The organism is Halanaerobium saccharolyticum, from assembly GCF_004362045.1.
Classification (GTDB): Bacteria; Bacillota; Halanaerobiia; order Halanaerobiales; family Halanaerobiaceae; genus Halanaerobium; species Halanaerobium saccharolyticum_C.
Genome location: NZ_SNWX01000020.1, coordinates 1 through 16,078 on the forward strand (window position 1 = coordinate 1; position 16,078 = coordinate 16,078).

Below are 16,078 nucleotides of genomic sequence, written 5' to 3' on the forward strand. Positions count from 1 at the left end.
TCAGGATCATAAGATTTAGCCATTTGCTTTTACCCCCTGTAATTATTATAAGATGTTTAATTGGTCTCTGTCCAATACTCTTAGGGGGCGTTACAACACTGCTGATTATTTTTAGCAGTGTTTTAATTTATATTAATTTATATTAAATTTTATTAAGCTGCAAAACCCTGATTAGAAGATATTTTTCTACTGGAGTTTTGATAAGAACTTTCTCTTTGATTGATTAAATACTTATTATCAAAAATAGAATCTTCTTTTTTATTAATTTCCCGGGAGCTTTCAGTTTCTTCGTCTTCACCACTGATTTCCTTTTTATTTAATTCTGCCTGAGCTTCCATTTTCATTCTGGCAGCTTTGGCAGCAATCTGTAAATCAGCCCCGGATGGTTGTGCTGGAGCTGTTGCAGCTCGTTTTATCTGATCTGCTTTTTTAACAGTTTCCTCAGGTGTTTTTGACGGTGAGGTTTCAATATCAACTGAACCTCCAACTGCATAACGTCTATTATCCGGACCAGTAGTATAACTATATGAGGCTGAGCCCGCATACTGTCCACCTGCAGATTGATGAGCCATCTCATGAGCTCTAACTTCTCGATCCCGGCGTTTTAATTTCTCTATTTCGCGCTGTTCGGCTTTACTAAATTCATTTTCTGCTGTTTCATTCTTGTTTTCATAATTTTTGTTTTGTCCTTCAGCAGAGCTGGAGGAGTTATCTACAGCATTATTAAAACTATTATTTTGATTACTTTTATCTTCGGAGGTATTTAATCCTAAGTCAATATCTTTTGACTGAGAATTGCTGTTATTAATATTTGATTTAATTGCCCAACCTGGAATCGGTTGGCTGTTTAATGATGACAGTGCCAACATTTTGCTCACCTCTTTATTATCTTTTTTTTATTATACTATATTTATAATTTTCAAGCAAATAATATTAGAAAAAATTTCAAAATTTATTTTTGTTAAAAATATTTATCAGTTACTTTACTAAATAAAAAAATAGTGCTATAATAGACTTAGTTAATTTAATAAATTAACAAAGAAATGGAAGTGAGAAGATGGAAAAAGGCAGTTTTAAAAATATGAAAAAACAGAATCAAAAAAATATACTTACTTTAATTAAAAATGAAGATGGGATTTCCCGGGCCCAGATAGCAGATAAACTCGAAGTTTCTCGAGCTACGGTTACCAATATAGTCAGGGAACTGATCAAACTGAAACTGGTCAGGGAGTCCAAGATGGGTAAATCCAGAGGTGGCAGGAGACCAATGCTGCTTAAATTAAACTCTGAGGGTGCCTATATAATTGGTATTGAATGGGGGATTGAAGCAGTAAAAGCTGTTTTATTAGATTTTGAAGCAGAAATAATTGCAGAAGATCAAATTAGTACTGAAGAGTATACACTGGCTGAATATAAAAATCATACTTTTTCTTTGATTAAAAAATATAAAGTTCAGCTTAAAGACAGTAATAAAATAATTGGTATTGGCCTTGGAATTCATGGTCTGGTTGATCCGAAAGCGGGTAAATCAATTTTTACTCCTCATTTTGACTGGGGGGAAGTTGATATCAAAAGTATTCTGGCTGAAAAATATGACTATCCAGTCTTTATTGATAATGATGTCCGGATGATGGCTGCCGGAGAAATCTGGCAGGATAGAGAGGATTTTATCTTTATTAATACTGGTTCTGGTATTGGTGCTGCTTTAGTTTTTAAAGCTGAACTTCATTATGGAAATAATTATGCAGCAGGGGAATTTGGCCATATGAAAATTATTGATGATGGGCCAATATGCCACTGTGGTAAAAAAGGGTGTCTGGAGGCACTTTCTTCTAAGGAAAGTATTATTTCCCGCTATCAAAAACTTAAAGAATTAAAAATTGAGATAAATTTTGATCAGATAATAAAAAATTACCAAAAAGGAGAAACTGAAGCACTAATTGTGATTAATGATGCTTTGAAATATTTTGGTCGTGCTATTTCTGATCTGGTAAATATTTTAAATCCAGAAGCAGTAATTATTGGTGGTTTATTTGCTGAATATGAAGAAACGCTAATTAAACCTCTTTATCAAATAGTTAAGGAAGAATCACTGGCTCAGGCGGTTAAAGATTTGAAGATCAGAACAGCCTATTACCAGGAGTTTGCCGGTGCTGCAGGGGCAGCGGAAAAAGTTTTAAATAATTTTTTTGAGCTTAAAATCTAAGTTTCATTAAATTTAAAGGAGGGCGAATGATGAATATTTTAGTAACAGGAGGAGCAGGTTATATTGGCAGTCACGTTCTTAAAGCACTGCTTAATGAAGGACATCAGGTTGTTACCCTAGATAATTTACAAAAAGGGCACAAAAAAGCTGTAACAGGTGGTAAATTTGTTAAGGGAGATCTGGCAGATAAAGAACTTTTAAATCAGGTGATGGAAGAAAATATGATTGAAGGTGTAATCCATCTGGCTGCAGACAGCCTGGTGGGAGAATCAATGGAGAACCCCGGTAAATATTATCGAAATAATTTTGCCAATGGAATTAACCTTTTAGAGGCGATGGTCAAAAATGGGGTTAAAAACATTGTTTTTTCCTCTACGGCGGCTGTTTATGGAGAACCGGATCAGATTCCCATTAAAGAAGATAATCAAACTGAGCCGACAAGCACCTATGGAGAAAGTAAGCTGTTTTTTGAAAAAGCATTGAAACGCTATGATGATATTTACGACTTAAAATATGTTTCTTTACGCTATTTTAATGCAGCAGGGGCAGATCCAGAGGGAGAAATTGGAGAGGCCCATGATCCAGAAACACATCTAATTCCAATTGTTCTGCAGACTGCTTTAGGTATCAGAGATAAGATTTATATTTTTGGCAATGATTATCCAACCCATGACGGCAGCTGTATTAGAGATTATATACATGTTACTGATCTGGCAGCAGCTCATGTGCTGGCAGTAGAAGCACTGGCTGATGGTAAAGATAGTTCAATTTATAATCTGGGTAATGGAGAAGGCTATTCTGTTAAAGAAGTTATTGATACTGTTAAAGAAGTTACCGGTCGTGATTTTGAGGTTGAGATTTCCGAAAGAAGAGCAGGAGATCCGGCAGTATTAATTGCTAGTTCGGATAAAATTCAAGAAGAATTGAACTGGCAGCCTCAATATCCGGAATTAGAAAAAATAATATCTACAGCCTGGAAGTGGCATAAATCAGGTGGGTTTGAGGTAATTTATTAAGCAGCTGATTTCTAATCTGCAGAAATTAAGAAAAATAAAGCTTATTTGATCTAAAATCAAGAGTGAGTTTATTCATTAAATTAAAATTATAAAAGAGGTGTAATTATGAATATACAGGAGTTATGGGATAAGTTTGGAAAAATTTTTAGAGATTTTGATTTAGAAAGTGGAGCTTATAAAGCACCAGGCCGGGTTAATCTAATTGGTGAACATACAGATTATAATGATGGTTTTGTTATGCCAATGGCAATTGAAAAAGAAATTACAATGCTTGCTCAATTAAGACCGGATAGGAAAGTGAAATTCTATTCTCTCGATTATGATCAGATGGTAGAATATGATCTGGACAGTTTAGAATATGATGAAGAAAACATCTGGGCAAATTATATAATGGGAGTTATTGATGAAATTCAGAAATTGGGAAAAAGCCTGCAGGGTTTCAATTTAATGTTTACCGGTAATATTCCACAGGGTTCTGGATTAAGTTCTTCAGCTGCTCTGGAGGTTGTTACCGCCCTGGCAGTTACTGACCTGCATAAAATTAAAATTGATGGAATAGAAATGGCTCTGCTTGCCCAGAGAGCAGAAAACAATTTTGTCGGAGTCCAGTGTGGAATTATGGATCAGTATATTTCCCGGCTGGGTCAAAAAGATCAGGCTCTGTTAATTGACTGCAGAACAAATGATTATCAGCTGGTACCATTTAAAGATGAAAATTATCAAATTGTAATCTGTAATTCTAGGGTGGATAGAGGTCTTGTGGATTCTAAATATAATGAGCGCCGAAGTGAATGTGATCAGGCTGTAGAATTTTTTGCAGAAAAAGAAGCTGGTGAAATTAACGCCTTAAGAGATGTTGATCTTGAAACAGTAGAAAAATATAAAGCTGAACTGGCAGAAAATATTTACAAAAGAGCTCACCATGTAGTCAGCGAAAATGCTAGAGTTTTAGAAAGTAAAAAAGCTCTGGAAGCTGATGACCTGCAGAAATTTGGTGACCTGATGTATGCTTCTCATAAAAGTTTAAGTGAAGATTATGAAGTCAGCTGTAAAGAATTGGATATTTTAGTTAATCTGGCAGCTGAAGCAGAAATAGAAGGAGCCAGAATGACTGGAGCCGGTTTTGGAGGCTGTACGGTTAATTTAGTCAAAAAAGACCAGATAGATCAATTTATAGATCTGATTAAGAAAAATTATAAAGAAAAAACAGGTATTGATGCTGAGGTTTATGTCAGTAATCCTGGGGAAGGTGCCCGTAAATTATAAAGTGAAAAGGGGATGATGTTTAAGCAACATTATCCCTTAAATTGTTTTCAGAAAAAAATAAATAATTAAAACTTTAAAAAGACTTGATTAATTAAATAAATTATGTTAATATTTTTATAAAGACAATTTAAATCGATTTAAAACTATTCTTTTATTTATGAAAGAGGTCTATATATGATTAGATTAAAAGATGTGGCAGAAAAAGCAAATGTTTCCCCGGCAACAGCTTCTTTAGCTTTAAATGATAATGAACTGGTAAATGATAAGACTAAAGAACGGGTAAAAAAGATAGCTAAAGAAATGAACTATATACCTGATGCTAGAGCAAAAGCTTTAAAAACTAAAGAGACAAAGATAATCGGGCTTGTCATTCCAGAGATAGACAACCCATTTTTCTCTGAGATTGCCAAAGAAGTAAAAACTGTTGCCAAGAAAAATGGTTATAATATTATTTACTGTGGAGTGGAAAGCAAGGAAGATGAACTGGATTATATTACTCTTTTTAGAGGTATGCAGGTAGATGGTGCTATTTTTGCTTCTTCAGTCAGTAATTCAGACTCCAATCTAGATTTAATTAAAGAACTTGCTGATAATTTTATTCCAGTAGTTTTTATTGACCGTCTTTTAGATGCCGGGAATGAAATTGATTCTGTTAACTCTGATCTAGAAAAAGCAGCTTTTATTGCAGCAGAACATCTATATAATCTTGGTCACACAAAAATTGCTTTTGCCGGTAAGGAAAAAGAATTTAGAATGACCGGTTATTTAGAAGCTTTAAAAAAATATAATTTAAATTATGATAATAAATATTTATTTAAAAATATACTTTCATTTGAAGACGGATATAAACTAGGAAAAAAAATTGCCTCACAAAAGGATAGACCAACAGCTATTTTATCCCATAATGATGAAGTTGCTGTCGGGTTAATTCAGTCTCTGGTAAGCTCAGGAATCAGTGTTCCCGGGGAGATGTCAATTTGTGGGATTGATAATATTCGTTTATCTCATTTTTATAATCCAGCCTTAACTACTGTTGATATTCCTAATATAAAAATGGCCAGAAAAGCCATCCAGTTATTACTTAAAAAAATTAAAGATGAAAAGAAGTCAGAAACAAAGCAGATTAAGTTTGATGTTTCTTTAATTGAAAGAGAAACTACTCAAAAACTACTTTAATTCATTTATTTAAAGAGAAACATGTCAAAGTCAGCAAATAAATTTTTAATTTAAATTTAAATCGATTTAAATATATTTAATATTCATACTTTAAATCGATTTAAAGATAAATCTTTTTCCAAAATCTGTTCAATAAAAGCAAAAGGGGGGGTCTTTAAAAAAGATTTAAATTTACTTAAAACTTTATGATCAATCAAAATTATTAGGAGGAGTAAAATGAAGAAAAAATTAACTGTATTATTTTTAATGATTGTAATGATGGCTGGATTTACTACAATGACTTTTGCCCAGGAAGAGACAACAATTACAGTCTGGTGCTGGGATCCCAACTTTAATATTTATGCGATGGAAGAAGCAGCAGCTATTTATAAGGATATTAATCCAGATGTAAATATTGAAATTAAAGAGGTAGCCTGGGAGGATCTTCAAACTCAGCTGAGTACTTCTTTAAGTGCAAATCAGACAGACAGTTTACCTGATATTATTTTAATGCAGGATAATGCTCTGGCCAAAAATGTAAATAGTTTTCCAAATGCTTTTTATGATTTATCAGATAGTGGGATAGAATTTGATAAATTTGCTAACTTTAAAGTTGAATTAACTAAAGTAGATGGCAAAAATTATGCAGTACCTTTTGATAATGGAGCAGCAATTAATGCAATGAGAGTTGATGTTTTAGAAGAAGCAGGTTATACCATTGAAGATTTTACAAATATCACCTGGGAAGAGTTTATCGAAAAAGGTTCGGATGTTAAAGAAAAAACCGGAAAACCTCTACTATCTGCAATAGCTGGACAATCTGACTTACTGATGATTATGATGCAGAGTACCGGCAACTGGTTCTTTGATCAGAATGGAGAGCCAAATATTGCTGATAATGAGCCTCTAAAAGAAATCATTAGAGTTTATCAAGAACTGTTAGAAAAAGAAATTTTAGTTCAAATCAATGACTGGAATCAGTATATTAGTTCCTTTCAGAGTGGTACAGTTGCTGGAACTATGAACGGAGCCTGGATTATTGGCTCTATTGTTCCTGTAAAAGAACAGGCAGGAAACTGGAGAATTACTAATCTTCCCAGACTTGCAAATGTTGAAGGAGCAACTAATTACAGTAATCAGGGTGGATCCAGCTGGATGGTAATGGCTAATTCTGAACACCCAGAAATTGCTGCAGATTTCTTGAATCAGACTTTTGCCGGCAGCAAAGAATTATATGAGACAATACTTCCTTCCTCAGGAGCTATAGCTACTTATTTACCTGCAGGTGACAGTGAAGTATATAATATGCCACATCCATTCTTTGGCGGCCAGAAGATCTATACAGAAATAATTGATTATGCTGCTAAGGTACCGGAAGTTGATTATGGAATTTATAATTATGAAGCAAGAGATACTATTAGTACTGCAATTACCCAGATAATGTCCGGACAGGATATTCAGAGTGCCTTAGATGAAGCACAATCCACTTTAGAATTTCAGATGTGGTAAAATTGAATTAGAATATATTGGGGGAAGAATTCTTCCCCCAATATATTTAAAGGAGGTCAGTATGATTAACTCAACTATTGAAAAATTTAAAGCTTATAAGCGTGGATTTTCAATAAATAAAAAACATAAAATGATCGGCTGGTTTTTTGTTATTCCAGGTGCTTTACTGATTTTTTCATTTTATTTTTATCCAATTGTTAGAGCCTTCCTTCTTTCTTTACAGGGAGGAGTTGGTAATAATTTAAGATTTGCTGGAGCTGCTAATTACAAGCGTCTATTAGTAGATCCACTTTTTAAAAAATCACTGTTTAATGTATTTGTTTATTTAATTTTACAGGTTCCAATAATGCTAACTCTGGCTTTGATTTTAGCCGGAATTTTAAATGATAAAACTTTAAGATTTAGATCCTTTTTCAGAACAGCAATTTTTGTTCCCTGTGCAACCTCACTTGTCTCATATGCCATTATTTTTCGTTCTATGTTTGCACTGGATGGCTTTGTGAACACTATTTTGATGAATATGAATCTTCTGGGAGAACCGATAAACTGGCTTGGTGGTCCCTGGACAGCAAGAATATTAATTGTGATTGGTTTAACCTGGCGCTGGACCGGTTATAATATGATATTTTATCTGGCAGGCTTACAGAATATTGATCCTTCAATTTACGAGGCAGCAAAAATAGATGGTGCCAGTGCTTTTGATCGGCTGACTAAAATTACAATTCCGATGTTGAAACCAATTATTCTGCTGACAACAATTATGTCTACTAATGGTACCTTACAGATTTTTGATGAAACTAAGAACTTAACCAACGGTGGGCCAGCAAATGCGACTCTTTCGGTCTCCCAGTATATTTATCGATTATCATTTGAATATGTTCCCCGTTTTGGCTATGCAGCAGCTGTTGCCTTTATAGTTTTTATTATTGTAGCAATTTTATCCTTTATGCAGCTTAAGGTTGGTGATGAAAGATGAATAAACAAAAATTATTTAGAGCCAGCAAGTATGGTTTTTTAATTTTCATTTCCTTTTGCTCATTATTTCCTTTATTCTGGATGTTTGTGGCGGCTACAAATACAAGTGTTGATGTACTTGGTGGTACTTTAATTCCGGGTTTTAATTTAATAGAAAACTTTAAAGTTTTAACAGCAAACACTAATTTTTATCAGGCAATGTGGAACTCATTTAAATATGCAGCAGTAACTACTCTGGCCAGTTTACTGGTCTCATCTTTAGCTGGCTATGGTTTTGAAATCTATCATGATCGAGGCAAAGATATGCTAATGAAAGTTTTACTGCTTTCACTGATGGTTCCTTTTGCGGTAATCATGGTTCCACTGTATATGCTTTTTGGAAACTTAGGTCTTTTAAATACAACTGCAGGTTTTGCGCTGCCTACTGTTTCGACAGCCTTTTTGATTTTTCTTTTCAGACAGAGCAGCCGCAACTTTCCCCATGAAGTTATTGAGGCTTCAAGGCTGGATGGTCTGACTGAAATCGGGATTTTCTTTAGAATGTTTATTCCTATAATGCGTTCTACGTATGCAGCTGCAGCTGTAATAACTTTTATGAATGCCTGGAATAATTATCTCTGGCCCTTAATTATTATGCAGAAAGAAAGTGCTAAAACGATGCCACTTTTAATTTCAAATTTAACAGCAGGCTATACAATTGATTATGGAGTTTTAATGCTGGCTGTAGGAATCAGTATTTTACCAACTCTAATTTTATTTTTAGCCCTGCAGAAAAACTTTGCCGAAGGAGTTACAGGTTCAGCAAAATAATGATACACTAGTATATATTATATATTTACGCAAATTATTAAAACTTTAAGCTAATAATTATTAATATTTTTAAGGAAGAAAGGAAGAATAGAATGCAAAAATATGATTTATTCAATGGTAAAGTTAATAATCTGCTGCATGGTGCAGATTATAATCCAGATCAGTGGCTGCACCGGCCGGATATTTTAGAAAAAGATATTGAATTAATGAAAAAAGCAAACTGTAATGTTATGAGCCTGGGGATTTTTTCCTGGTCCACCCTTGAGCCGGAGGAGGGTCAATTTCAATTTGAATGGCTTGATCAGATAATTAATAATTTATACCAAAATGGGATAAATGTTATCCTGGCAACTCCAAGTGGAGCCAGACCGGACTGGCTGGCAGCAAAATATCCCGAAGTTTTGAGGGTTAATGCTGACCGCAGTAAAAACTTATTTGGAGAAAGACACAATCACTGCTATACTTCTCCAGTTTATAGAGAAAAAATTAAAATTATTAATAGAAAATTGGCGGAAAGGTACGGTAATCACCCGGCAGTAATAATGTGGCATGTTTCCAATGAATATGGAGGAGACTGTCACTGTGAACTCTGCCAGCAGGACTTTAGAAAATGGCTGCAGAATAAATATGGCAGTCTGGAAAATTTAAATCGATCCTGGTGGAGTTCTTTCTGGAGTCATACTTACACTGACTGGCAAAATATTGAATCACCTGCACCTCAGGGTATGCAGTCGGTTCACGGACTGGCACTGGACTGGAAGCGTTTTTCTTCTGATCAGACAATAGAATTTTATAAAAATGAAATTGAACCATTAAGAGAAATATCACCTGAAATTCCGATTACTACTAATTTTATGTATAAATACATAGGTCTAAATTACTGGAAATTTGCTCAGGAGGTGGATGTTATTTCCTGGGATAGTTATCCCAGCTGGCACAGTGATTACGAAACAGATATTAATCGAGCAGTTGATAGCGCTTTTATGCACGATATGTTCAGATCACTTAAAGATGGGAAACCATTTTTATTAATGGAAAGTACTCCCAGTAAAACTAACTGGCAGTCGGTTGCAAAACTAAAGCGACCAGGGATGCACAAACTTTCTTCTCTGCAGGCGATAGCCCATGGTTCTGATTCGGTGCAGTATTTTCAGTGGCGAAAAAGTCGTGGGGGAGTAGAAAAATTTCACGGCTCTGTAGTGGATCATGTCGGTAATGAGAATACAAGAGTCTTTAAAGATGTATCTGAACTTGGTGCTGAACTGCAAAAAATTACTTCAATTACTGGAACATCTGTTAAAGCAGAGGTTGCAGTAGTCTTTGATCAGGAAAATCGCTGGGCAATCAATGAAGCTTCAGGACCCCGACAGGAAAAGAAGGATTATTTAAAGACCTGTCTGAGCCATTACAAAAATTTCTGGCAGCAGGGAATTTCGGTCGATATAATTAATCAGGAAAAGGATTTTTCTAAGTATAAATTGGTCATTGCACCTATGCTCTATCTTCTTAAAGAAGATACTGCAGCCAGATTGAAAAAATTTGTAAAAAATGGAGGAACTGTAGTTTCTACTTACTGGACAGGAATAGTTAATGAGAATGATCTCTGTTTTTTAGGTGGATTTCCGGGACCTTTAAGAGATTTATTTGCTATCTGGTCAGAAGAACTGGATGCACTTTATGATCAGGACAGCAATCAGATAGTGATTAAAGATAATTCAGAATTAAAAACAGGTCAAGAATATGAAGCTAAAACATTCTGTGATTTAATTCAGCTTGAGGGAGCAGAAGTGCTGGCTGAATATAAAAGTGATTTTTATGCCGGCCGTCCTGCTTTAACAGTTAACGATTATGGAAAAGGAAAAGCGTATTATATTGCCTCTCGCAATGAAGAGCAGTTTTTAAAAGATTTTTATTATAGTTTGGTTTCTAAGCTTAATTTGAGCAAAACTATTGTTTCTCAGCTGCCAGAGGGAGTAACAGCACAAAAAAGATCTGATAAAAATTATGATTATATTTTTCTGATGAATTTCAGTCAAGATGAGAAAAAAGTAGATTTAACAGAGGAATTAATGGAGTTTGTTAGTGGAAATGTTATTAAAGATAGCATTATTTTAGAAAAATATGAAGTTAAAATATTAAAAAAATAAATACTTTGACTTAAAAGACTTCCTTTAATATAATATAGTTAGAATTGTTAAAAAATTTTAAAAGGAGGTATCATAATGGCAGATTTAGCAAACAGAGTTGATGAAAATGTTGAAGGGGAATATTATGTAGATACCCAGTGTATTGCCTGTGGAGTATGTGTTGGTGAAGCTCCAGATAATTTTGAGATGGAAGCTGAATATGCTTATGTTTATAAGCAGCCGGAAGATGAAGCAGAACGAGAAGCCTGCGAGAGTGCTCTGGAGGCCTGTCCTGTAGATGCAATTGGAAATGACGGTTAAATTTGGCCAGTGATTAATTTTAGTATCTCTTTACTTAAATAGGAAATTATGAGAAGGGGGCTATTTAGCCTCCTTTTTTTATTATAGTATTCCCCTTTATGTTAGACAGATTTAATTTTTAAATTCTGTTTAGTAGAAAGGGGATTATATATTTATGAAAGTATATTTCATAATTTGAATAAATACTTGAAATAATGTTTCAAAAATGTTAAACTCTTATTAAGAAATGAAAGAATATTTTGAATGGAGGCTAAAATATGAATAATGATTTAGACAAACTGGTTACAGAATCTGTTAATGAAAAGTCCAGAAACATTGATAGAGTAAGTACAGAAAAAATGATAGAAATCATTAACAATGAAGACAAAAAAGTAGCATTAGCTGTAGAAAAAGAAAAGCATAAGATAGCTGAAGCTGTTGATTTAATTACTACTGCATTAAAAAATGGTGGAAGATTAATTTATATGGGTGCAGGAACAAGTGGTAGATTGGGGATTTTAGATGCTTCTGAATGTCCTCCAACTTATGGTGTGAGTAGTGATTTAGTACAGGGCTTAATTGCTGGTGGAGAAAAAGCAATTAGAAATTCGATAGAGAATGCAGAAGATAGTAAGGAAGAAGCCGCAGCACATCTTCAGGATATTAATTTTACTAAGAATGACTTTTTAGTCGGTATAGCTGCAAGTGGAAGTACTCCTTATGTAATAGGGGGACTGGAATACGCCAAATCAAAGGGAGCCAAAACAGCAGCGTTAAGCTGTAATCCTGATTCTAAAATTGCTGAAGTTGCTGATGTTTCTATAGCACCGGTTGTTGGTCCTGAAGTTGTAACAGGATCTACCAGGATGAAAGCAGGTACTGCTCAAAAAATGGTATTAAATATGCTAAGTACAGCCACAATGATCAAGCTGGGAAAAGTTTATAAGAATTATATGGTTGATCTGCAGGTTAAAAACAATAAATTAGCTAAAAGAGCTAAAAATATGATCATGGAAGTAAGTGAGGTGAGTTATGAAAAAGCAGAAAAATACCTAAAAAAAACAGATTATAATGTTAAACTTGCAATTATGATGCTTAATTCTGGTCTGGAGAAAAGAAAGGCTGAACAGGAATTAGAAAAATATGAAGGCCGTTTAGCCGATGCGATTAAAAATAATAGGTAATTATTTATATTTTGATTACAATATGTTTCAAAAATTAGAATAAGAAAACAGGAGGGGTACAATGAATAATCAAGATTTGGTTAAGGAAATTGTACAAAAACTAGGCGGGGAAGAAAATATACTTGCAGCTTCAAATTGCATGACAAGATTGAGAGTTGATCTTAAGGATGACTCTATAGTTAATATTAAAGATTTGAAGGCTGTAGAAGGAGTTATGGGAGTTGTTGAAGATGAGACTCTGCAGATAGTTGTTGGCCCAGGAAAAGCAAAAAAATGTCTTGATATTCTAAAAAGCGATTATAATATTTCATCTGAGTTAGAAGTTGGAGATGATTGGGAGAAAAATAAGGCTGCTGTTAAGAGTGGACAAAAACAGAGTAAATTAAAAAGAGGTTTAAAGACAATCGGTAAAATTTTCATACCACTTATTCCTGCTATTATTGCAGCCGGTATTTTTAATGGCTTTGCCGGTTTAATTACCAATCTTCAGAATACAGGTAGTTTACCAACAACTGATTTTTGGAATTTCATCCAACTTCTTTTATCCCTGCTTGGTGGGTCCTTCCTTGGCTATTTAGCAATTTTCACAGGGGTCAATGCTGCCAAACAGTTTGGAGCAACTGAAGGTCTAGGGGGTATGTTAGGTGCTTTAACAATAATGAGTCAGATAACTGAAATCTCTCAAATCTTTGGAATGTATGATGCACAAGTACCCTTGAATTCAATTTTAACCACAGGTAAAGGTGGAATTATTGGTGTTATAATTGGTGTTTATATCCTATCAATAATTGAAAAGAAAGTCAGAAAATCAATTCCAGATGTTTTAGATTTAATAGTTACTCCGGTAGTTACAATGCTGCTTATGGCCCTGGCAATGATCTTTGTTATCATGCCACTGTCAGGTGTGCTTTCTGACTGGTTAGTAGGAGCTTTAACTCTGCTTGTAGCTTCAGAAAATCCAATTGTTAGCGTAATTTCCGGTTATGTACTGGCAGCTGTGTTTTTACCAATGGTATTACTCGGCTTACATCATGGATTAATTCCATTATATGCTATTCAGCTGGAAAATATGGGTGGAGTTTCCTTATTCCCAGTTTTAGCGATGGCAGGAGCAGGCCAGGTAGGGGCCGCAATTGCTATTTATCTTAAAGCTAAAAAGACTAATAATATGAAGTTGAAACAAATTATTTCCGGTGCCCTGCCAGCAGGGATTCTGGGTATAGGTGAGCCTTTAATTTATGGTGTTACCTTACCATTAGGCAAGCCCTTTATAACAGCTGGATTAGGAGCAGGTTTTGGTGGAGCTTTTGTCATGCTGCAGAATGTAATGGCAGGTGCCTGGGGTCCTTCTGGTATAACAGCTATTCCTCTGATGCAGCCTGGATCAATGCTTAGTTATTTTATAGGACTTGTTATTGCCTATATTGGTGGATTTGTTGTTACTCATTTCTTTATTAAAGACGAAGAAGTTGCCCAATTACAGTAAAAATAAATTGTGGCTCCCATGTTCAATTTTTTGGGAGCCTTTAAATTTATAATAACTTAAAAAGGAGCAAAAAAATGTTAGGAATATCAGTTTACGCAGGTCTGGATTTAAGTTTAGAAGAAAACATTAAATATTTAGAAGAAGCTAAGCAACTGGGAATTGAAAATGTATTTTTATCACTACATATACCTGAGGTGAATAATAATTTTCTGACTGAAGTTAAAGAGCTGCTTTTAACTATTAATCGACTTAATTTAAATTTAACAGCAGATATTTCAAAAAAATATTTTGAAAAAATTAATTTAAATAAATTTAATTTTGATGCTTTAAGACTGGATTTCGGTTTTAATACTCAAGAAATTGCTGAACTTAGTCAGAATAAAGATTATAAAATCAACCTTAATGCCAGTACTTTGACAGAGTCTGATTTAAAATCTATAATTTTCCATGGTGGCAATTCAGATAATTTTGAAGCCTCTCATAATTATTATCCACGTGAAGAAACAGGGTTATCTGAAGAATTATTACTTAAAAAAAATAATGTTTTGAAGAAATATGGTATAGAAGTAGCAGCTTTTGTACCGGCCAAATATAAAAAGAGACCTCCTATTAAAGCTGGACTTCCAACCCTGGAAAAACATAGATTTTTAACACCGCAAACAGCAGCTCAAGATTTATTAAAATTAGGAATTGATAAAGTTTATATAGGAGACAGCAGGGCCTCAACAGATGAATTAAAAGATTTTACTGCAGTGAATAAAGATATAACTATTATACCTATTGAAATTTTTGATAGTATAAGTCAAGAAGAAAAAAGACTGTTAAACTTAGTTCATAAAAATCGTCAGGACCCTGGAGAATATATTATTAGGTCTGAAACCGCAAGAAAAAACAAAAAGAATAAAATAATACCAAATAATAATATAAAAAGATTTAAATATGCTTTGACGATTGATAATTGTAATTATCAAAGATATGAAGGAGATCTGCAGATCTTAAAAAAAGAATATCCCGCAGATAAAAGAATAAATGTAGTTGCTGATGCAGGAGATTCGGCAGTGCTTATTGAAAAGGTAAAAGAAGGAGATAAATTTAAATTTAAAATTAAAGGTGAGTAATAATGAAAGTTATATTAAAAATAAAAGCTATGTTTAAAGATTTTACAGCAACAGAAAAAAAGATTGCTGATTATATTTTAAATAATAAAGAAGAGGTCAGTCAATTATCAGTTAAAGAGCTTGCTCAGGCTGCAGCCAGCAGTCCAGCTTCAGTTGTTAGATTTTCTAAGAAGATTGGCTATCAGGGCTTTCAGGACTTTAAAATCGCTTTGATTAAAGACTTGCAGGAAGTTGAAAATGAAGAAAAGGTAAAAGTCTATGAAGATATAGCGGTAGACGACGAAATTGAAGATATAATGGAAAAACTTGCGCATGACAATGTAAAGGTTATAAATAATACAATTAATTTATTATCTGTTAGAGAATTGAAAAAAGCAGTTAAGGCAATTGAAACTGCAGAAAATATTTATATTTTTGGAATTGGAGCTTCTGGGCTGGTTGCAAAAGATTTAGAGTATAAATTAATGCGGATTAAGAAAACAGTTATCAATTATGCAGATACACATGCTCAATTAGCTTCAGCAGCTAATATAGAAAGTACTGATTTAGCAATAGCGATTTCATATAGCGGAGAGAGTTTAGAAGTATATGAAGCTTTAAAAACAGCAAAAAAAAGAGGTGCTGTAACTATTTCTATCACAAAATACGGCGAAAATCCTTTGAATAAAATTGCTAATATTAAGCTTCAGGTGGCAGGCAGTGAGAAAAATCTGCGTCTGGGGGCTATCACTTCTAGAATAGCACAGTTAACTGCGGTAGATATTTTATTTGTGGCTTTTGCTAAAAATGATTTTAGCAAAATAAGTACTTACTTAAAAAACACTCGTGAAAGTGTAGAGCAATTTAAAATAAATTAATAAAGGAAAGGTACAATAAATGAAAAAAAATATAAGTTTAGTTTTATTAATTTTTATTTTATTATCTTTC

The 16,078-nt window shown here is 33.8% G+C and carries 14 protein-coding genes; 13 read left to right on the plus strand and 1 reads right to left on the minus strand.

The window, feature by feature from the left end; all coding sequences use genetic code 11:
* Positions 1-152 precede the first annotated feature (152 nt).
* On the minus strand, positions 153-869 hold the full coding sequence (locus DFR79_RS11195; protein ID WP_133515569.1) for a putative metalloprotease CJM1_0395 family protein: 717 nt from the start codon (positions 867-869) through the stop codon (positions 153-155).
* Between the two features lie 188 nt (positions 870-1,057).
* Here DFR79_RS11195 and DFR79_RS11200 point away from each other — a divergent pair, with 188 nt between their 5' ends.
* From DFR79_RS11200 to DFR79_RS11260, 13 genes are all read left to right on the plus strand, one after another.
* Positions 1,058-2,206 carry an ROK family transcriptional regulator gene (locus tag DFR79_RS11200; RefSeq protein ID WP_133515570.1) on the plus strand — a complete coding sequence of 383 codons (1,149 nt, stop codon included), beginning with the start codon at positions 1,058-1,060 and terminating at the stop codon, positions 2,204-2,206.
* 29 nt (positions 2,207-2,235) lie between these two features.
* Positions 2,236-3,222 (plus strand): UDP-glucose 4-epimerase GalE, encoded by a 987-nt coding sequence (gene galE, locus DFR79_RS11205; protein WP_133515571.1) that lies wholly within the window; start codon positions 2,236-2,238, stop codon positions 3,220-3,222.
* 105 nt (positions 3,223-3,327) lie between these two features.
* Entirely contained in the window at positions 3,328-4,488 is a 1,161-nt protein-coding gene (locus DFR79_RS11210) for a galactokinase (RefSeq protein ID WP_133515572.1), read from the plus strand.
* 174 nt (positions 4,489-4,662) lie between these two features.
* Positions 4,663-5,664 (plus strand): LacI family DNA-binding transcriptional regulator, encoded by a 1,002-nt coding sequence (locus DFR79_RS11215; RefSeq protein ID WP_133515573.1) that lies wholly within the window; start codon positions 4,663-4,665, stop codon positions 5,662-5,664.
* Between the two features lie 216 nt (positions 5,665-5,880).
* Positions 5,881-7,152: an ABC transporter substrate-binding protein gene (locus DFR79_RS11220; RefSeq protein WP_133515574.1), complete on the plus strand. Its 1,272-nt coding sequence runs from the start codon at positions 5,881-5,883 to the stop codon at positions 7,150-7,152.
* A 61-nt stretch (positions 7,153-7,213) separates the two neighbouring features.
* Positions 7,214-8,128 carry a carbohydrate ABC transporter permease gene (locus tag DFR79_RS11225; RefSeq protein WP_133515575.1) on the plus strand — a complete coding sequence of 305 codons (915 nt, stop codon included), beginning with the start codon at positions 7,214-7,216 and terminating at the stop codon, positions 8,126-8,128.
* Positions 8,125-8,937, plus strand: coding sequence for a carbohydrate ABC transporter permease (locus DFR79_RS11230; protein WP_133515576.1), 813 nt, complete (start codon positions 8,125-8,127; stop codon positions 8,935-8,937). The genes DFR79_RS11225 and DFR79_RS11230 overlap by 4 nt, the downstream gene beginning before the upstream one ends.
* 92 nt (positions 8,938-9,029) lie before the next feature.
* Positions 9,030-11,084: a beta-galactosidase gene (locus tag DFR79_RS11235; protein ID WP_133515577.1), complete on the plus strand. Its 2,055-nt coding sequence runs from the start codon at positions 9,030-9,032 to the stop codon at positions 11,082-11,084.
* A gap of 75 nt (positions 11,085-11,159) precedes the next feature.
* Positions 11,160-11,384, plus strand: a complete 225-nt coding sequence (locus DFR79_RS11240) for a ferredoxin (RefSeq protein ID WP_133515578.1) — start codon at positions 11,160-11,162, stop codon at positions 11,382-11,384.
* Between the two features lie 257 nt (positions 11,385-11,641).
* A complete protein-coding gene (gene murQ, locus DFR79_RS11245; protein ID WP_133515579.1) occupies positions 11,642-12,547 on the plus strand; it encodes an N-acetylmuramic acid 6-phosphate etherase in 906 nt (301 codons plus the stop codon).
* A 61-nt stretch (positions 12,548-12,608) separates the two neighbouring features.
* On the plus strand, positions 12,609-14,033 hold the full coding sequence (locus DFR79_RS11250) for a PTS transporter subunit EIIC (protein WP_133515580.1): 1,425 nt from the start codon (positions 12,609-12,611) through the stop codon (positions 14,031-14,033).
* 74 nt (positions 14,034-14,107) lie between these two features.
* The gene (locus DFR79_RS11255) at positions 14,108-15,151 is read left to right on the plus strand and encodes a MupG family TIM beta-alpha barrel fold protein (protein ID WP_133515581.1); all 1,044 of its coding nucleotides are present in this window, start codon (positions 14,108-14,110) and stop codon (positions 15,149-15,151) included.
* Positions 15,152-15,153: 2 nt separating this feature from the next.
* Positions 15,154-16,008, plus strand: a complete 855-nt coding sequence (locus DFR79_RS11260; RefSeq protein ID WP_133515582.1) for a MurR/RpiR family transcriptional regulator — start codon at positions 15,154-15,156, stop codon at positions 16,006-16,008.
* Positions 16,009-16,078 lie beyond the last annotated feature (70 nt).